This is a genomic window from Bacteroides ndongoniae (genome assembly GCF_900108345.1).
Classification (GTDB): domain Bacteria; phylum Bacteroidota; class Bacteroidia; order Bacteroidales; family Bacteroidaceae; genus Bacteroides; species Bacteroides ndongoniae.
This window is the reverse complement of sequence record NZ_FNVV01000013.1, coordinates 986,662-1,007,278: the sequence shown is the minus strand read 5'-3', so window position 1 is coordinate 1,007,278 and position 20,617 is coordinate 986,662. Positions and strand designations below refer to the sequence as shown.

The 20,617-nt window shown below is 45.5% G+C and carries 9 protein-coding genes; 4 read left to right on the top strand and 5 right to left on the bottom strand.

Annotated elements, in window-relative coordinates; genetic code table 11:
- Window positions 1-87: 87 nt before the first annotated feature.
- Genes BQ5591_RS08725 through BQ5591_RS08715 form a run of 3 tightly spaced genes read left to right on the top strand, consistent with a single transcriptional unit; the run spans window position 88 to window position 5,319 of the window.
- Window positions 88-4,122 (top strand): hybrid sensor histidine kinase/response regulator transcription factor, encoded by a 4,035-nt coding sequence (locus BQ5591_RS08725; protein ID WP_071149015.1) that lies wholly within the window; start codon window positions 88-90, stop codon window positions 4,120-4,122.
- 59 nt (window positions 4,123-4,181) lie between these two features.
- Entirely contained in the window at window positions 4,182-4,730 is a 549-nt protein-coding gene (locus BQ5591_RS08720; RefSeq protein ID WP_022161774.1) for a chromate transporter, read from the top strand.
- Between the two features lie 40 nt (window positions 4,731-4,770).
- Window positions 4,771-5,319 carry a chromate transporter gene (locus BQ5591_RS08715; RefSeq protein ID WP_022161775.1) on the top strand — a complete coding sequence of 183 codons (549 nt, stop codon included), beginning with the start codon at window positions 4,771-4,773 and terminating at the stop codon, window positions 5,317-5,319.
- Window positions 5,320-5,473: 154 nt separating this feature from the next.
- Here the strand turns inward: BQ5591_RS08715 and BQ5591_RS08710 are convergent, their stop codons facing one another.
- From BQ5591_RS08710 to BQ5591_RS08690, 5 genes are all read right to left on the bottom strand, one after another.
- Complete coding sequence (locus BQ5591_RS08710) at window positions 5,474-6,985, bottom strand: glycoside hydrolase family 10-like protein (RefSeq protein WP_022161776.1); 1,512 nt, start codon at window positions 6,983-6,985, stop codon at window positions 5,474-5,476.
- Window positions 6,986-7,223: 238 nt separating this feature from the next.
- Window positions 7,224-9,035, bottom strand: coding sequence for a glycoside hydrolase family 2 protein (locus BQ5591_RS08705; RefSeq protein ID WP_071149014.1), 1,812 nt, complete (start codon window positions 9,033-9,035; stop codon window positions 7,224-7,226).
- 146 nt (window positions 9,036-9,181) lie between these two features.
- Window positions 9,182-10,963 carry a family 43 glycosylhydrolase gene (locus BQ5591_RS20815; protein ID WP_159434443.1) on the bottom strand — a complete coding sequence of 594 codons (1,782 nt, stop codon included), beginning with the start codon at window positions 10,961-10,963 and terminating at the stop codon, window positions 9,182-9,184.
- 110 nt (window positions 10,964-11,073) lie between these two features.
- A complete protein-coding gene (locus tag BQ5591_RS08695) occupies window positions 11,074-13,356 on the bottom strand; it encodes a glycoside hydrolase family 3 N-terminal domain-containing protein (RefSeq protein WP_083380908.1) in 2,283 nt (760 codons plus the stop codon).
- Between the two features lie 301 nt (window positions 13,357-13,657).
- On the bottom strand, window positions 13,658-16,060 hold the full coding sequence (locus BQ5591_RS08690) for a polysaccharide lyase family 8 super-sandwich domain-containing protein (protein ID WP_071149013.1): 2,403 nt from the start codon (window positions 16,058-16,060) through the stop codon (window positions 13,658-13,660).
- 503 nt (window positions 16,061-16,563) lie between these two features.
- Between BQ5591_RS08690 and BQ5591_RS08685 the strand changes: the two genes are divergently transcribed.
- On the top strand, window positions 16,564-20,610 hold the full coding sequence (locus BQ5591_RS08685) for a hybrid sensor histidine kinase/response regulator transcription factor (RefSeq protein WP_071149012.1): 4,047 nt from the start codon (window positions 16,564-16,566) through the stop codon (window positions 20,608-20,610).
- The last annotated feature ends 7 nt before the right edge of the window (window positions 20,611-20,617 follow it).

Sequence of the window (20,617 nt, the reverse complement as noted above, 5' to 3'; positions counted from 1 at the left end):
TTTTTGCTTATCTCAAATAAAAATCCTATTTTTGTAATCTTAATACAAGGGCACATTCTCTGTTAGTGCCAATAAAAACCGACAATCATGTTGAAAAAGGTTCTTTCTTTCATATTCCTCCTGTTTCCACTGCTTTGCATAGCTCAGACTTACAAATACATTGGAGTAGAAAACGGACTAAGCAACAGACAAGTATATGCTATCCAAAAGGATAAAAAGGGATACATGTGGTTTCTTACACACGACGGAATAGACCGCTTCAACGGAAAAGACTTCAAGCCCTACAAACTGATGGACGGAGAAGAAGAGGTAAGCTCTATCCTGAACTTGAACTGGCTTTGTATCGACAAGAAAGGAACACTGTGGGAAATAGGCAAACAAGGGCGTGTCTTCCGTTACGATGACGTACACGACACATTTCAACTGGTCTACAAACTTCCTAAAAGTGCTTTTGTCAAAGAAATCCATTCCCCTGTCAGTTATGGCTTTGTAGATGACAACTGTGTTGTCTGGCTTTGCACTTCCGACCTCATCTACCTGTTCCATTCGGATACAAGCAAGGTTACCACCATTCAAAACGAAATAAACGGAAACATCACAGGAATCGAACAAATAGATTCGACACATTACTTTATAGGAACTGACATCGGCATTCATTATGCCCAACTTCAGAACAATACCCTAAAGGTGTCGCCTTGCGAACAGCTAGACAACCTCACACTCCAAATCAACGAGTTATACTACCACCGTCCTTCACACAAGGTCTTCATCGGTACCTTTCAGCGCGGAGTCTATGTCTACGAACTGGACAACCACCGGATGCGCCCTCTTCAGGCCGGCCTGATGGACATCACCATCAACTGCATCCAAGCTCTGAACGATAACGAAATACTGATAGCTACCGACGGAGCCGGAATTTACAAAAGCAACGTCCATACCTACGAATCGGAACCATATATCGTAGCCGACTACAACAGTAACAATGGAATGAATGGCAACAACATCAGCGATATCTACATCGATAACGAACAACGCATCTGGATGGCCAATTATCCCATAGGAATCACCGTACGCAACAACCGCTATGCTTCCTATCAATGGATCAAACACTCCATCGGCAACCGTCAGTCGCTCGTCAACGATCAGGTAAATGCCATCATCGAAGATCATGATGGCGACTTGTGGTTTGCTACCAACAACGGTATCAGCCTTTATGAAGTGAAGAGCGGAAAATGGACTTCATATCTCAGTATGTTCGACCAGGAACTCCATAGCAAGAACCATGCTTTCCTCTCTCTGTGCGAGGTAGCTCCCGGCATCATCTGGGCAGGCGGATACAGTTCCGGTATCTACGAAATCAACAAGCACAACAACAGCGTAAACTTCTTTACTCCTTCTTTGTTCGGCAACCTGAATATCCGCCCCGACAAATACATCCGTTCCATTACACTGGATTCGGAAGGTAAAGTGTGGTCGGGTGGTTATTACAACCTGAAAGAGATAGATTATAAGAAGAAGGAGATACGCTATTTCGACGATCTGACAGGAGTCACTACCATTCTTGAAAAAGACAAGAAACACATGTGGATAGGAACGACAAACGGACTTTACTTGCTTGACAAAGAAAGTGGAAAGCCGCAATCCATCTCCATGCCTATTGAGTCTTATTACATTTATTCTCTTTATCAGGCCGGCGACAGCCTGCTGTATATCGGAACAAACAATGCCGGTCTGTTGATCTACGACATCCGGACAAGCAAGTTCGAACGCTACTATACAGAAAACAGCGCACTGATATCCAACAACATTTACGATATTCTGTCCGACGGACAGGATAACATATTTCTTAGTACGGAAAGCGGATTAAGTAACTTCAGCACCGTCGATAAAACTTTCCACAACTGGACCAAGGAACATGGTCTGAAGTCTGACCACTTCAACGCATCCTCGGGAACGTTGCGCAAAAACGGAAATTTCATTTTCGGAAGCACGGACGGTGCCATCGAATTCAGCAAAGACATTGTGCTTCCCAGTGATTACAAGTTTAAAATGGTACTTAGCGACCTGCGTGTGCTATACCAGACGGTTTATCCCAACGACGAGGACTCTCCTCTGAAGACCGACATCAACGAAACAGAAACCCTCAGGCTGAAGTACGATCAGAATACATTCTCCATGCAGGTATCGTCCATCAATTATGACTATCCTTCGCTGATTCTTTATTCCTGGAAGCTGGAAGGCTTTTACGACGCCTGGAGCCGCCCCAGCCGGGAAAGTAGCATCCGCTTCACCAATCTGAATCCGGGAGAATACACCTTGCGCATACGAGCCATCTCGAATGAAAACCGCAATGTAATTCTGGAAGAACGCAGCATGCAGATCATCATAGAAAAACCAATATGGCTGAGCGGATGGGCTATCGCCTTTTACATCATCCTGTTGCTAAGCATTGTCGCTACCGGCATGCGTATTTTAATGATGAAAAAGCAAAGGAAAGTTTCGGACGAGAAAATTCGTTTCTTCATCAATACGGCACACGACATCCGTACCCCGCTAACCCTGATAAAAGCCCCCTTGGAAGAAGTGGAAGAACGCGAACAACTGAGCGAAAAAGGAAAAAGCAACCTGAACACCGCTTTGCGGAATGTGAATGCCTTATTACGTCTGACTACCAACCTGCTCAATTTTGAACGGGCAGATACATACTCCAGCAACCTACACGTAGCCGAATATGAGCTGAATACTTATATTGAAGAAACCATTCATGTGTTCAAGGCATATGCCGATGTCAAACGGATTGCCCTGACTTATGAAAAGAACTTCCAGTACCTCAACGTCTGGTTGGATAAGGACAAAATGGATTCCATCCTGAAAAATATCATATCGAATGCCCTTAAATACACACCAGAAGGAGGCAGCGTACAAATCTGCGCTACCGATAACAACGACTCGTGGAGCATCGAAGTAAAAGATACCGGAATCGGTATACCGGCATCCGAACAGAAGAAACTGTTTAAAATGCACTTCCGTGGAAGCAATGCCGTCAACTCAAAAATAACAGGAAGCGGCATCGGACTGCTACTGGTATGGAAACTGGTTAACATACACAAGGGAAAACTCAGCTTCAGCAGTACCGAAAACAAAGGCTCGTCCATCAAAGTCACGTTCCCGAAAGACAAAAGGAAGTACCGAAAGGCACTTGCTCATCCGGAACAGAACGATGGAAATGCCGGACATAATATAACTGTCCAGACTGCACAGGTCCGTATGCCAGCAGAAAAACAATCAAACCCCAACCAACAGTCGGAAGACCTGCCTAAACTGCTGATAGTAGAAGACAACGACGAACTGAGAACTTATCTGCAAAACAGCTTGTCCGACGAATATCGTATTCAGGTGTGCAACAATGGCAAGGAAGCCCTTGGCATGGCAAAAGAAATAATGCCAAGTCTGGTCATCTCGGACATTATGATGCCCGAAATGCGTGGCGACGAATTGTGCCAGATATTGAAGAAAGATATCGAGACTTCGCATATCCCCATCATTCTGCTGACAGCACTCAGCACAGACAAAAACATCATAGAAGGCCTGCAAAGCGGTGCCGACGAATACATAGTGAAGCCGTTCAACATCGGTATTCTACGAGCTACGATAGCCAATCTGCTGGCCAACCGTGCACTGTTGCGCCGCAAATATGCCAACCTGGAGCTGAATGACAAAGGCGCAGACATACCTTGCAGCAATTGCAGCAACGACCTTGACCGAGAGTTCATCGCAGCCGTGAAGAAAGGTGTCGATGAAAACATGGACAACCCCAACTTCAATGTCGATACCCTCTGCAGCCTGATGAATATGAGCCGTACCAGCTTCTACAACAAGATAAAAGCACTGACCGACCAGGCGCCGGCCGACTATATCCGCCTGATAAAACTGAAATATGCTGCCCAACTGCTGGAAGAACAAAGATACAGCATCACGGAAATAGCCGAAAAGACAGGTTTCAACGATGCCAAATATTTCCGCGAAGTGTTCAAAAAGCACTTCAACGTCAGTCCAAGCCAATATGCCAAGGACAAGCTACAGGAAAAAGAGAAGCGCCTGTCGCCCGAAAACCCATCGTAAGAGAAAGGGCAACATACACATTTCATCTTAAGAACTGACTAATAAACTCTTATCATTTTATGAATATTTATCTCGAAGCCTTCTCCATCTTCTTCAAAATCGGTGCCTTCACCATCGGTGGAGGTTATGCCATGGTGCCACTGATAGAAGACGAGATTGTAACGAAACGCAACTGGATAGCCAAAGAAGACTTTATAGACTTGCTTGCCATTGCACAATCGTCACCGGGCATTCTGGCCGTCAATATATCTATCTTCATCGGCTACCGCCTGCGAGGCATCCGAGGCAGTATCGTCACCGCATTGGGTACCATTCTGCCTTCTTTCCTTATTATATTGGCCATTGCCCTGTTTTTCCACAACTTCAAGGAAAACACGGTTGTCGAACGTATCTTTAAAGGTATACGTCCTGCTGTTGTAGCCCTGATTGCAGCCCCTACCTTCAGCATGGCAAAATCGGCTAAGATAAACAAGTACAACGTCTGGATTCCGGTCGTGTCTGCCCTGCTGATCTGGCTTCTTGGCTTTTCGCCCATCTGGATTATCATTGCCGCAGGAGTCGGCGGATACGTATGGGGAAGATACAGAAAAATGAAGAATGAAGAATGAAGAATGAAGAATGAAGAATTAAAAAGGAGGAAACAAAGATATGATATTTCTGCAACTATTTTATACCTTTTTCAAGATAGGCCTTTTCGGATTTGGTGGAGGTTATGCCATGCTTTCGATGATACAAGGCGAAGTGGTCACACGCTACGAATGGCTCACACCTCAGGAGTTTACCGACATTGTCGCCATCAGTCAGATGACTCCCGGTCCAATCGGTATCAATTCGGCTACCTACGTCGGCTTTACGGCTACGGGCAGTGTATGGGGATCGGTGATTGCGACGTTTGCCGTGGTACTTCCGTCCTTTATCCTGATGCTCACCATCAGCCGTTTTTTCCTGAAGTACCAGAAGCATCCGGCAGTAGAAGCCGTATTCAGCGGTTTGCGCCCTGCTGTGGTAGGACTGCTTGCTTCCGCAGCGCTGGTTCTGATGAACACCGAGAATTTCAGCTCGCCTACCGAAGATACTTACTCGTTCGTCATCAGCTGCATCATTTTCCTGGTGGCTTTTGTCGGAACAAAGAAGTACAAGCTGAATCCTATCGGGATGATTATTGCCTGCGGCCTGGCTGGGCTGCTGCTTTACTAAGCGGTCTACACTTTTCTATATAAAAGGCGCGGATTTCACAGAGTGTACGGATCAAAAAAACAACAAGCGATCCGTCGTGTCTGCGAAATCCGCGCCTTTATTCTGTCCGAAGATACCGACAATCAATCGGCCATCGGGACATCTATCTATTCCGTTACAGTTTTATTTTCTTCGATACCTGCTTGGATTCGTTCTGCAAACGATCGAGGGCAGTTACTACATAACGGTATTTCTTCTTTCCATCTACGTAAGGCAGCTTGTAGAAGCAGTCACGGGTAATGGCTACAATATGCGAGGGGTCGTCCAAATCGACATCTTCCTTGCTATCGAAACGATATACTACAAACTGCACGGCACGGTCCATCTCGTCCTTATACTTGGGAGCCGTCCAGAAAAGGATATATCCGTCTTCCGTCCATACTGGTTTCAGCTTACGTACCTTATCGGGAGCCTGATTGTCCATGAAGTCGAACACTGGCGGCAAAGCCGGATACTTGTGATATTCGGCAACCAATGCGTCGCGATAACGTCCCTGATTCTCGACTACGGCAGCTGCATACCACTGGCAACTTCCGCCGATGGTCTGGTAAGCACGCTGCAAAGCCATCTTACGCGGCAACTGGTTTATTCCGGGATCCTGCGGATCGGCATTCTGAATGGTGTTCTGCACCGACTGTCCGATAAACAGCGGACGGTTTTCGGTATGTTTGGCCCACCATCTTACCAACGTTTCGTAGTCGGCAGCCGGATGTCCGATGTGCCAGTATATCTGCGGAATATTATAGTCGATCCAGCCCTCGCGTGCCCACAGCAATACGTCGGCATACAGGTCGTCATAGTTCTGCAGTCCCTTCGTCTTGCTGCCCAGCGGGTCGCTGCTTTCGTTGCGATAGATGCCAAAGGGCGAGATACCGAATTTCACCCAAGGCTTCACCTCACGGATGGTCTCGTGCAACTGCTTGATAAGTGTATTTACATTGCTGCGGCGCCAATCGGCCTTGTTATCAAAACCGCCTCCGTAACGGGCAAAGCTGGCATCGTCAGGAAAATCGACTCCCTTAATCGGGTAAGGATAGAAATAGTCGTCCATGTGGATGGCATCGACATCGTAGCGCGAAACGATATCGCCCACTACCAGACAGATATGACGGCGACTTTCGGGCAAGGCCGGGTCGAAGTAAATCTGGTCGCCATAAGTCACAAACCACTCAGGATGCAGATTGTACACATGATTGGGCACAAGCTCGTTCCTCAAAGATGTCTTTACCCGATACGGGTTGATCCACGCATGAAACTCCATGCCACGCTTGTGGCACTCTTCAATCATAAACTGCATGGGATCCCAATACGGTTCGGGGGCCTGCCCCTGTACTCCCGTCAGATAGCGGCTCCAGGGCTCCAGACGCGATGCGTACAAGGCATCCGCCTCGGGACGTACCTGAAAGATGATGGCGTTGAAACCTGCCCCACGCAATGAATTCAGCTGTTCTATCAGCGTCTGCTTCATTTTCTCTGTCGACATGCCTTTGAATTGGCCATTCACGGCCTGAATCCACGCTCCACGGAACTCACGTTTGGGATAGCGTCCCGACGCGATATTTTGTGCTGATACCGTCAGCATCGACACACACAGCAACAGGTGCAATAATAGTATTCTAATCTTCATAATCCGGTATTTTCAATTAACTAAATTCCACGTAAGGTCGCAAAGTTAAACATTTCCGCGAAAATAACGAATAGAAATCTTTTGTTTCATGCGCTTTCCTGTTAAGCATAGGGGGTATAAAAACAAACTTTCACCACAGAAAGGCGCGACACAGCCACAGACCATCAGACCTGATCATCTGAAGCTAATAAAACGCTAAGCCTATCTGTAGTGAAAGATGATATCCCTCGTTTATTGATTATTTATACGCTTCCTTCAATTCTTCGTACCACTTCTTCAACACAAAGAATGCTTTCTTCTTTTGTCCCTGATCCGAAACCACACCTTTGCGGTTGAAGTCATCCTGTATACCCGGCACCTGACGACGGGGCGAACGGAAATCTTTCAGAATCCAGGGAGTCGTACCTGCCAATCCGGGAACACGCTTCAGCATATTCACGTGGCGAATGTACAAATCCTCCTGATATTCTTCCGTAAAGCGTTCGTTTTTAGGTCCATGATGTCCATACAGAGCACCACCTCCCCATTCGCTGATAAAGACCGGTTTCTGCACGTCGAATGTCCAGTTCACCCGGTCGCATTTTTCGGCATTACCGTCGTACCATCCCACGTATTCATTAAAACTGATAATATCCAGCAACTTGCCTAACGGATCGTTCACCGTCAGTACGCCCGGTTCCACTTCCGACTTCTCCATTGCTGCACCAATCAGACGCACGTTGTCCAAACTACGCGCTTTCTCGGCCAATGAAGCAAGAAAAGCCTGACGCGGTTCACTGACCGGTGTTTCGTTGGCAATCGACCAGATAATGATATTGCAACGGTTCTTGTCTCGTCCGATCATGTCGCACAATTGCTGTTCCGCATTCCGGTACGTATCTTTATTCTCCCAATGAATAGTCCAATACACTGGAATTTCCGACCAAACCAGGAATCCCATACGCTCAGCTTCACGCACCATTGCTTCGTTATGCGGATAATGTGCTAAACGGACAAAATTACAGCCCAACTCTTTGGCCCATCCCAACAACGTACGGGCATGGTCTTTCGAATAAGCCCGACCGCTCGAATAAGCAGTTTCTTCATGAATACTGATTCCTCGGCAAAAGATTTCCTTACCATTGAGCAGAATCTTGGTACCTTCCGTACGGATAGTTCGGAAACCTATCTCATCGGTCACTTTATCAGACTGGGCAGCCAAAGAAACAGTGTAGAGTTTCGGCTCCTCGGGTGTCCAAAGCACAGGCTTGGCTTTCACCTCAAACGAAGCATATCCGTTGGCATCAGTCTCTACTTCCTTCTTCAGTTTCAGTTCAGGTATGTCCAATAACACTTTCTGCGACTTGCTATCACCGTCAAGCTGTACCCATCCTTCAATTGTATTGGTATCGTTCTTCTTCAGCTGCACATAATAATCGCGAATGTAAGTCGATGGAACCTCAACCAGCGTAACCGGACGTGTAATGCCACCAAAGTTCCACCAATCCGCATTTACGGTAGGCACTCCTTCAGGACGACGTTTGTTGTCTACCTTAACCACAAGACTGTTAACTCCTTCTTTCAATAAATTGGTTATCTCGAAATTGAAAGCTGTAAAACCACCGACGTGACTGCCCAAGCGTTTACCGTTCAGCCAAACAATAGCTTCATAGTTGACGGCTCCAAAATTCAGGAACAGACGCTTGCCTGGCTGTAAATCGTAAGTGAAATGTTTCCGATACCACACCGTTCCTTCGTAATAATAAAGCTGTGGACGTTGCGTGTTCCAGTCGCCCGGCACAAAAAGAGTCTTGTTCGTTTCAAAATCATATTCCTGAAGCTTTGTCCGGTCCGAATAAGTTCTGTCCTGAGCATAACCATCATCGTATGGATTCAAACGATAGTCGTAATACCCATTCTCGAAAGGATCGACAATGGTTTTCCACTGCCCGTCAAGCGAGGTTACCTGTCGTGCATCAATATTCATAATTTGCGGAGCTAATTGCGCCCACGACAACAACGGGAGAAGTGCCCCCAAAATCAACAAACTGTTTCTTAGTTTCTGTTTCATGTTTTTAAATTTAAGATAATCCATTTATGTTTGTCATTACAATAGCCAAAGATAAGCACTTCCTGCGAACAAGGCAAATACTCAACAAAGACAATGTAAAACCATTATGTGAATATTATTCGTACATCACAACTTACGGTATCACATTATTTTCCACAGACAATTTTAAAACTTTTCTTTGCCTCTACCGGACGAATAGTTCCGTCTTCATTATAATAAAGAGGTGCTACACATACAGAACGGCGCCATTGGATAAAGTCACGTTCTGGGGATCCTTCTGGGATAAGTGATAAAGCTCGCTCTGATGTATGATAAAACAAATACCACTGCCCTTTATATTCTACAATAGACGAATGATTGGTACCACTGCTTACCTCCTCTAATATCACTCCTTTATATTGGTAAGGTCCGTATACGGAATCGGCCACGGCATAAGCAATTTGCGGTCCCCTGCCCGGAATATTAGGACCTGTTGAGTACGACAGATAATACTTGCCTTTGTATTTATGCATCCAGATGCCTTCAAAGAAATAAGGCAACTGATTCACATTGTCCAATACCACAGGCTTGCCTTCATACGACATCATGTCCTCATTCAGGCGTATGATGTTCAATGCATTCTGCCCAACCAACAGATAAGCTGTACCATCATCATCTATAAATACAGCCGGATCTATAAAGTCACGTGGAGCCTTTATGCCCGGCGAATGACGTGTTACCAGCGGTTTGCCAATCACATCTTTGAACGGTCCGACAGGAGAATCACCTACCGCTACACCGATATAATCCTGATCTGTAGGAAAATAAAAATAATACTTTCCGTTTTTCTCTACACAATCGGGAGCCCAAGCATATTTCTTCGCCCAACTCGTTTGCTTCAGTGGTTCGAATACCAGACCTTCGTCCTTATAATGGCACATGTCTGTCGTAGAGTATACATAATAATCCTCCATATCCCACCAACGGGCTTCGTCACGATCGTGACTGGGATAAATATAAAGTGTATCGTTGAACACACGTGCCGACGGATCGGCACTGTAGCGTATGTCAATAACTGGATTTATCACTTCACAAGACTCTTTCTCATAGTAACGTACATAGTCTATTTCCATTGTTTTCGGAAAAATAGATTCATCCACGCCCCAGTCATCTCCCCAAGTACCTCCAACCGCGATATTCATTATCAAATAGAACGGCTGGTCGAAAGGCCACGTCTTATATGAATCTTCCTTCTTGTGATATGAGAAGATGACCTGATCGTCAAACAAAATATCCAGTCGCTCCTCTTCCCACACCAATGAATACAGATGAAAATCAGTATCCAAAGTAGAAGAATGCCCATACCCGGACCCTATTCTATTTCCGTTCCTGTCAGAGTCAAACGTATGCACGGTCGAATAAGTCGTACTATGTTTTTCGTCGTCTCCCCATACATATTCCATTATATCTATCTCGCCTCCATTGGGCCATCCCCCATAAGGACTTTTGTCTGGAAGCAGCCATATAGCAGGCCATACGCCACGACCCGTCGGAATTTTGGCAGAAACATCAATACGTCCATATTTAAAAGTCTTTTTGCCACAAGAATGTACCTCTCCAGATGAGAACTTAAAATGATAATCCTCTTTACTTCCCCAGCCCCGAACACCTTTGTGCGGATCTTTATAAGCAGTAAGTATTAGCTTACCATCCTCCAATCGAGTACAATTCAGGTTCTCTTTCCGATAGTCTTGCCATTCGTTATTGATGACACCACCCGTATCACCTGTATTCCAATAGTTTGAATCAGGCAATCCCGCACCTTCAAATTCTTCTGCCCATGCCAGACGATAACCAGGGTAAGATACTGCTTCCTGCGCAAAAGCCCCCACTTGGAGTGACGAAGCTACAAGACATCCCATTATTAATGTTTTCAACTTTATGTTCATATACCTTCTCATTACATTGATGTTTTATTCAGTTCTGATTCATTTCTTTATTTTTCAATAACGATAGCCTATCAAATCTTTCAGCACTTTCTCTTTGAACCAGAAGCCATCTACTTTCCTTCAGCCGTCAAGCGTACAGTCAGCCCCTCCATACAATTAGGAGCCACACGCAACTCAAACTCTCCTGCTTCAACTTCCGGTTTAAGGTATTCGTTCAGAAAGGAAAGTGAAGAATAAGGCAGAGTAAAAGAGACTGTACAAGTTTCTCCAGCAGGGATATGCACACGACGGAAAGCTTTCAAACGCTTTTTCGATTGGGTGATCCGGCAATACAAGTCTGTCAGATACACCTGTACAATCTCATCGCCATCCATCTGACCGGTATTGGTAACGTCTACCGTAAAGCGGATATCTTCTCCTTCTTTTATTGCCGTTTTTTCCAGTTTCAGATTCGTATAAGTATAGGTAGTGTACGAAAGACCATAACCAAAAGGATAAAGGGGAACATAACGATCCTTCGGCAGAAAATCCTTCCCGTTATTATCGTACTCTACAATGCGCCCTTCACGACCGTAAGGACGATGGAGCAGACACATCGGTAAATCGCCCGTATTCCGTGGCCAGGTAAGAGAGAGTTTACCAGACGGATTGACCTCTCCTGCCAGTACTTCGGCCAACGCATTACCTCCTTCCTCACCGGCATAGAACATCATGACAATGGCATCGGCCTTGTCCATCCAGCGAGTCATTGTCACAGGACGCCCTTCGACCAGCACCACTACTATCGGCTTACCGGTTTTGGCAATTTCCTCGATAAATGCTTCCTGTACTCCCATCAAGTCAAGGTTATTACGGTCGCGAGTCTCGCCGCCAGTATGCCAGTTAGCCCCTCCCATCACCAAAATGCAAGCATCAGCCTCACGGGCGTTCTTGATTGCCTGTTCAAATCCATCTTTGCTGTTATCCGTCATTCCACAACCTTTCGTGAAAGTTATCTCCGCACGATTGCCCCAAATATTACGGATTCCCTGTAACGGACTAACACCGGAAACGCCTTTGGCCGAATAACCTCCCAACTGGACAACATCAGCATTAGGCCCCATCACAGCAATTTTGCGGGCACCCTTCAAAGGAAGAAGATTTTTCTCATTTTTCAGCAATACGATGCTTTGCCGGGCTGCTTCGCGTGCCAAGCTACGAAAATGAGGAGCATCACACAACTTTTCGGCCAAAGCCTCATCGACATACGGATGTTCGAACAAACCCATTTCGAACTTTACCCGAAGTATATGACGGACATTCTCATTAATATCTTCTTCGGATATTTTGCCTTGCCTGATCATCTCGTCCAATTTGACATAAGTATTCAATCGTGGCAACTCCACATCCATTCCAGCCTTTGCACACAAAGCCGCAGCTTCGGCTTTGGTCGGAGCGATATGAAGAGCACCGTGTGCATGATTGACAGCACTCCAATCCGACACTACATAACCGTCGAATCCCCACTCTTTCCGCAATACGTCGGTCAGCAACCAACGGTTGGCCGAACAGGGTATGCCGTCCAAAGAGTTATAAGCTGCCATCAACGACTTTACATGAGCCTCACGGACTGCTGCCTCGAAAGGTGGCATATGAATTTCGCGCAATTCACGCTCGCTCATTCCGGCATTACCGGAATCGCGCCCTCCATCGCCCACGAAATTGGCCAGAAAATGCTTGGGACTACATATCACACGGTTCTTCTGCACGCCTTTAATAAATTCCACTCCCATTCGTGAAGCCAGATAAGGATCTTCGCCATAACATTCATCCAGACGTCCGTGACGCGGATCGCGTGCCAAATCTAAAGTAGGCGACAGCACTTGGTGAATGCCTCGACTGTAAGTTTCTTGCCCGATAGCATCGGCTATGCGCCCCATCAGTTCCGTGTTCCAAGTGCACGACAAGGCAATAGACTGAGGATAAGAAGTGGCCCCGGTCGCCCGCAGCCCGTGAATAGCTTCGGCATCGATAATCACCGGAATGCCGAGGCGGGTTTCTTCCACTGCTATTCGCTGTATTTTGTTACCGGTTCTGACCGCCTGCCGGGCAGACATGTCTGTTGTAGGGCAGCTCAAGTGTCCTACTCCGTGCGTACCGAACTGTTTACGGACTTCGTCCATGGAATACTCACCGGTCGCATCAAAAATTTCGGCATTCTTTCCAAAATAAATGGCGGACATCTGATACAGTTTCTCTTCCAGCGTCATACGTCCGATTAAATCCTCTACCCGCTCTTCTACCGAAAGTTTCGGATTCTGATAAGGTAACTGTTTCTCCCAATCCTTTGCATAACTGGCCAAGGACATACTACCCAACAAACACAAAGCAAAAATCTTTTTCATTTTAATCATGGTATTCTATTTTTTCTAATTCTTATCTATCGTACAAACCTGTAAACAGACAAACACTTGTGTCCCATGCGTTGCACACTTGTTGCAGAGTTACTGCAAGCTTGTTGCAGAGCCGCTGCAAACCTGTATGCAGTGACACTGCAAGCCAGTTGCAGAACTGCTGCACACTTGTATGCAGTAAATTCATGACCAGTGTCCGACAACAATACAATGAAGTCAGCACCCAAACAAGTTCTGTCCTGCACACGTGGCATTCATCACCAATTCATCAAAGTTTCAGGCATTTTTCTGCTCCGGAGGTTTACAGTTTTACAACCGTAGGCTTTCCGCATAGCTCGCCCTGCGACATCGGACAAATATAAGTCTTACCATTCCAATTTACTCTGATTTCTTTCAGATTTTTATCCATACAAGCATCGGTCACACTAAGCAATGTACCTTCGGAAGTCTGTTCTATCAATACTACGCAAGGAGCAGAGACAGACAGCTGAAGATGTTTAGCTTTCAAACCCTCATCGGCACGATAGAAGACAGCTCCTGTCACTCTTCCGTCCGTTGAACGAACCGCTTGCAGCGTAGTATCGTTGCGCAATACCCGAAAAGGATAACGGTCGGCAGGCAAACCATCGCCACAGTACACTGCATAACCGTAAGTGTCGTCCGTAGGAGTAGTTCCGTGATCTATCCATAGACGCAGCATATCAACCTCAGCAGGCAGATTCTTTCGTCCCCGGTTGGCAGGATTCATTTTCACCCAATCCGTCCGTTTGGTTTCACAGACATAGTGCATCCGTTTCTGATACTCCGGGAAAGCAGAATAGGCAAAACCACCCCGTTGTACAATCCAGTCAATACCTTTGCCATGATGAACAAAAACGTTGCCCGTACGCTCCGTCTGATCAAGTGTGGTACGGATATTCCCGTTTACCTCGGGTGTAAGATTAGTAATGCCTGCTCCCAAAGCTACTACATAATCGCCTAAAATGAAAGCCGCTTTATGCGCCTTCACTCCATAAATCACACGGTCGGCTCCGCCACGGCCTTTGTCATTCACTCCTTTCTTGTCAGAAGCATTCATCTTCTCGAATACAAAACCTGCCGCAGCGTTTTCGCCTCCCGAAGTAGCAGCACCGGCAAAATTGTATTTGCTACAATAGCCACGCCAATTTTCAACAGGTTTCAGCTGTTCCATACCTTCACGGGCAGTTACTCCCGGAAATGCAGTCACATCGTACGCACCATACACGTTACGATATTCATTTCCTCGGCGCTGAAACATCAGTGCACCATCGTTCGTGTAATAATTGAACGCATCGGCAAAGGTGTAAGCACTTTCCAGACCATCGCAGCGCACCGACGCCATATTGGCTATCACGTGGTAACGGTCGTTCTTTTTCACCAGATCATCGTTATTGAAAAACCAGCGCGTACCATTGTAGCGGCCATCACCATTCATATTTATATTCATCGAGGGTATTTCACTCCGCAAACGTTTCAGTTCCTCCTGTTCATCAGGAGTGAACGATTCAATCCAGTTAGCCAGTACATTATCCAACAGACTGCTGTAAGGGATAGCAGCCGGAGCATCCATATACAACATCGAACTGCGATCTACGCAAGCCAGCTTATACCCTTTGTAATAATAGAAATTAGCCCCTCGGAAATAGTTCATCAATGCTTCCACATTTCTTCTATCCAGCTGTTGTGCCCAAGGAGTGCCTTTCAGTAAAGTAAGTATCCCCAACGCTCCGCGAGTACCGTCGATGGGATATCCCCACACCAAGCATTGACGTCCGTGCCCCCAACCGGCACCATCGGCCGTAAAGCCTTCGTTCCAAAAAGAATCGTCGTAAGTAGTCTGTGAAGTAGGCGTAATCCCCTTACGGCACACTTCGGCCAGCACATCGATCATAGGAATAGAACGGTACATAAAAGCCGCTTGCAACAGTGCCCGATATCCCACACCGTTACCTCCTACCCACCACACATGTTTGCGAAATCGTTCTTCCGACACCACATTCAGGTCGGTCTCATCCTTGCGATAGGGCTGCGTCCAAGCCTGTAAAGCTATCATCTTCAGCATGTCACATGCCTTTTTCAGCAAGAAGTCATCCGTTTTGCCCTTCTCCACGGCATCCATTTGAGGCAAATGGCAAAAATAAATATTGACGGCAGCCTCGGGCAAGGCAAAACACGAAGCATGAAAACGATACCACTCGTTACCGCGCGAAATCTCCAGTTCGCCATAATGCACAATGGCCTTCTGGCAACGCCTCCAAAGCTCACCATCTTTCTGCCAATCCAGTTCGCCTCGCCGGAAAGCTTCGGAGATAGCCCACAACCGATAGTACCCTTCCGTAATCGAACCTCCACTGTTGGCCGAATTTCCACCAACCACTTTCCCCGCATCCTTGTCATGCAAATCGGCAAACGTACCATCTGCCTGCAAAGTCTCCAGATAAGGGCGATAGTCCTTGGAATAATTATTCAGATTCAAATAAGTATGTTTGGCATAAAATTGCCTGAAATTCTCAATGGCCTGTCCTTTGGCGGCATCCTGCACCTGACGGGCTTCCTGATAATAACGCAAATAACAACGTTCAGCCATCTGTGCTTCACGGTTCTGTGCAGCAACTTCCCCTAAACAAAAACAGTTTAAAGCAAAAAACAAACCTATTCCGATATTCAATACATTATTTTTCATATATCACAAACGTTTTATCACAGAAAAAGGAAGAGGTCATCCCTTCACCCCAAGAGCTGAATGCCGAAATGTCCTCTCCGGTTTGGTTATCCTTTCAACAAAGCAGTATTACCTTTTCTTCAGCTAACCAGTCATTTTCTAATCAAAGGATACATATTTTGTCAATGATGCAAATGTAGTTCACATTCCTACAAACCAGAATACTGAATTGTGCAAAAGAAGAGAATGTAAGTTCATACCCTGCTTAAAAACATACTCTGTACGATTCAACCTCTTTTGTGTACGATTCAGCCTCACGCTTCAAATAGCCTAACTGCTCTTCCAAACAGATAACCGCTAAAGAATACAGTCATAAATAGCCATCTGCAAATTGGACAACTCGTCCAAAAAATGAGCAAGAATCGTACAACAAGGCTAAAAAATACACTATTCTATTGCTCAATAATACTTCTCAATCTATTTTTGCATCAGACAAACAGTAAGAAAAAAACAGGAAAAGTACCATGAAAATAAACTTATTATTGTTCTATCTGCTGCTGGCCACTCTTCAAACATACAGTACTCCTATATTTTTTCGCCACCTCACCGTAGCCGATGGACTATCCCACAACTCAGGCATGACATTTTACCAGGACGAACGTGGTTTTATCTGGATTGGTACGCGTAACGGACTAAACCTTTATAACGGACAAAATATACAGATATTCAGATATAATAAAAAACAACCTGAAAGTTTACACAGCAATCTGATTCATCAGATAACTGGTGACGGCAAAGGAAACGTCTACATCCGTTGCAACAAAGGACTCGTACGTTATAATATTCCTTCCAATCGCTTTAGCCGCTTGACCAATCATCCTGTAGAATCAATCTATTTTAACCAAGACCTTTATTATTGCCAGGGAGATCAAATTTACCGATGGAAAGAAAAAGGGGAAAAAGAGGAGGTTTTCCATTTAACAGGACGTGCAGCCGGACAAAACATCTTATGTCTGTTACAAAAAGCAGACTCTCTATTGGCAGGCACAAGCAATGGACTCTATTTGCTGAAAGGAGGAAAAACGATTTGTCTGATAGAGAACATACGCCCCAGTGATTTATTCTGCGACTCCCACGGATGGATATGGATAACCAGCTATGACGGGAAAGGATTATATTGCCTGAAAAATGGGAAAATAGAACATTTTTCCCATTCTAATTCCGATCCGGAAAGCCTCAGTCATAACCAGACACACCGTTGTTGTGAAGACCATAACGGTAATATCTGGATTTCAACATTCCACGGACTGGACAAATACAACCGAGAAACAGGTAAATTCACAGCTTACTACGCAGCAGAAGCCAATGGACTAACAGAATCGTCTGTCTGGGGATTAATGTGCGACCGTCAAGGAATCATCTGGGCCGGCACCTATTACGGAGGTGTTAACTACTTCACTCCAACTTCACAATATTATCAGAAGTATTATGCAGTGCCTAACGACAAGAACGGATTAAGCTCACCTATTATAGGAGAAATGACCACCGATATCAGAGGAGACTTATGGCTTTGCACAGAAGGTGGTGGAATATGCCGTTACATACAGAAAGAAAACAGGTTTCAACAATACCAACATAATGAGTCGTCCAACAGCCTGTCGCATAACCATGCAAAATGCTTATACTACGATGCCGACAGTGACTTACTGTGGATTGGTACCCATTTAGGAGGATTAAACCGAATGGACATCTCAACCGGACAGTTTAAACATTACCGCCACAACCCGCAAGATACAACCACCATCCCATCGGACATCATTATGAGTATAACTCCCTATCAAAATAGACTTCTTTTGGGAGGCCAAGGCCAACTGGCTCTGTTCGACCCCAGTACGGGAAAATCTGTACCTTTCTTCTCTTCTACAGAAGAACAAGCCATTACCAATTATACATACGCCCTCCATGTTGACAGTCAAAACAATTTGTGGATCATAAGCGGTGCAGGCCAAAGGCTCTGTAAATATGATATCCGACGCCGTACACTGAAAGAATACAAGCACGACCCAAATACTCCCAACAGCATCAGCGGTAACCTGTTCAACGCCATTTACGAAGACAGCCATCATAGAATATGGATTTGTTCCAACGGAAATGGACTGGATCTGTATCATCCCGAAACCGACCGTTTCGAAAACTTTGATACCGACAAAAACGGATTGGGCAGTAATGTCGTTTATGAAATACGCGAATTGTCCGATGGCAAAATGATTGTAACGACCGATCAAGGGTTCTCCGTCCTAAACGAAGCTTCAAAAACATTCACCAACTATGAACGTGGGCGTGACTTCCCCCTGAACTCAGTCAACGAACATTCTCTATATTATTCTACGACCACCAAAGAAATCTTTATCGGCGGCTTGGACGGTATGGTCTCTTTCCAGGAAGAGATCCTTCACAAAAAGCCTCATACCTACTCCATTTTCCCTTACAAGCTGACTGTTAACGGTGCCGTTGTTTCGGTGCAGGACGGAACCGGAATTCTGAAACAAGATATTTCAATGGCCGATCAGATTACTCTTCATGCCGGTCAGGATGTCTTTACCTTAGAATACACAACCACCAATTTTCTACCAGTCAAACGGGACCGGTTATCCTACCAGCTGGATGGTTATTCTAAGAAGTGGATTCCACTCAACGAAGAAAATCTCATTACATACACCAACTTGCCGTCTGGTAATTACACACTAAAAGTCAAGGCAACAGACGAAAACGGAGAGACTTTGTCTGCCCATCAACTCCATATCCGGATAATTCCTCCCCTGTATCGAAGCGGATGGGCTTATGCAATCTACCTGGCAGCAGCTTTACTGATTGTGCTCTACTTGCAGAAAATGCACAACACACGCATCCGCTTGTCCGAACAGATTATTTACGAAAAGAAACATGCCGAAGACATAGAACAGCTGAATCAGTCTAAACTAAGTTTCTTCACCAACATCTCACACGAATTCAGGACTCCTTTAAGCATTATCTTAGGGCAAATGGAGATATTACTGGCCCGGCAACAGGCCGGCAGTTCTTTGCACATAGCATTGAAAAGGGTTTATCAAAACTGCCAGCAGCTGAACAGTCTGATTACCGAATTGCTCGATTTCAGGAAATTGGAACAAGGTTTTATGACGATTCATGCCCGACAACAGGATATTGTCGGCTTCCTCCACTCACAATACCGTTACTTCGAAGATTATGCGTTTCAAAAAAACATTGATTTCCGCTTCGAAAAAAGCCATCAACATATCCTCCTCTGGTTCGACGACAAGCAAATGCAGAAAGTAATAAACAACTTATTATCCAATGCATTCAAATATGTATCGCCTAAAGGTCGAATTGTATTGTCGGTACGGAAAGCCGACGAAGAAGTACTTATTGAAGTAACCAACACCGGCAATGGCATCAAGCCGGAAGACATCAATCGTATATTCGACCGTTTCTATCAGGCAGACTATACCCATTCGTCTACCGGAACCGGTATCGGACTGAATCTGACTAAAGGTATTGTAGAACTACACCACGGACGCATCGAGGCCTACAGCAATCCTGGCGACGAAACCACCTTCCGCGTACATTTACTAACAGGATATTCACATTTCAAACCGGAAGAAATAGAACCTGTTTCCCCAGCAAATGCAGAAGAGTTGGAAAGCAAAGAAGTTCCTGATAATGAAGAGAATTTAGCTGAGCCATTGCCCCTAACCGACGATCATAAAGACGCAGAAACAACTGTAACTTCTCCCGCAAGCAAATGCAAGATGCTCATAGTAGAAGACCAACAGACACTACGGAATATGTTGGTAGAGCTTTTCACACCTTTCTACCACATACAGACGGCTGTCAACGGCAAGGAAGGATGGGAAAAAGTGCAGGCAGAATTACCCGACATTGTACTGAGCGACGTAGTAATGCCTGAAATGGAAGGAACAGAGTTATGCCGCCTTATCAAAGAGACCAAAGCAACCTGCCACATCCCCGTCATCATTCTTACAGCTTGCATCGAGCAAGAGCAGATATTAAAAGGATGGCAAACCGGTGCGGACGATTACATTGTGAAGCCATTCGATATCCAGTTACTAATTTCACGATGCAACAACCTGATAAAAAACCGGATGAGAGTAAAAGAACAATTAACCGATCCTTCCTCCACCATAACGCATATTCCCCAGCAATTGGCCAACGACATTCAGTCTCAAGACTTCATCAACAAAGCGACAGAAGCAATACGCAGACATTTGGAAAATTCAGATCTCTCTGTCCAACTTCTGGCTCAAGAATTAGGTATATCCCGTACACTGCTGTTCACCAAGTGCAGAAAGGCAACCGGACAGACTCCGTTAGAATTCATTCTAGACATTCGCATACAGGAAGCAGCCAGACTATTGGATACCCATCCGGAATACAACGTCAACGAAATCGGGGATCGTACCGGTTTTACTTCTCCGAAACTCTTCCGGCAACATTTCAAAGAAAGATTCCAGATGACGCCAACAGAGTACAGAAGACGGAAACGCCCGTAGAAACATG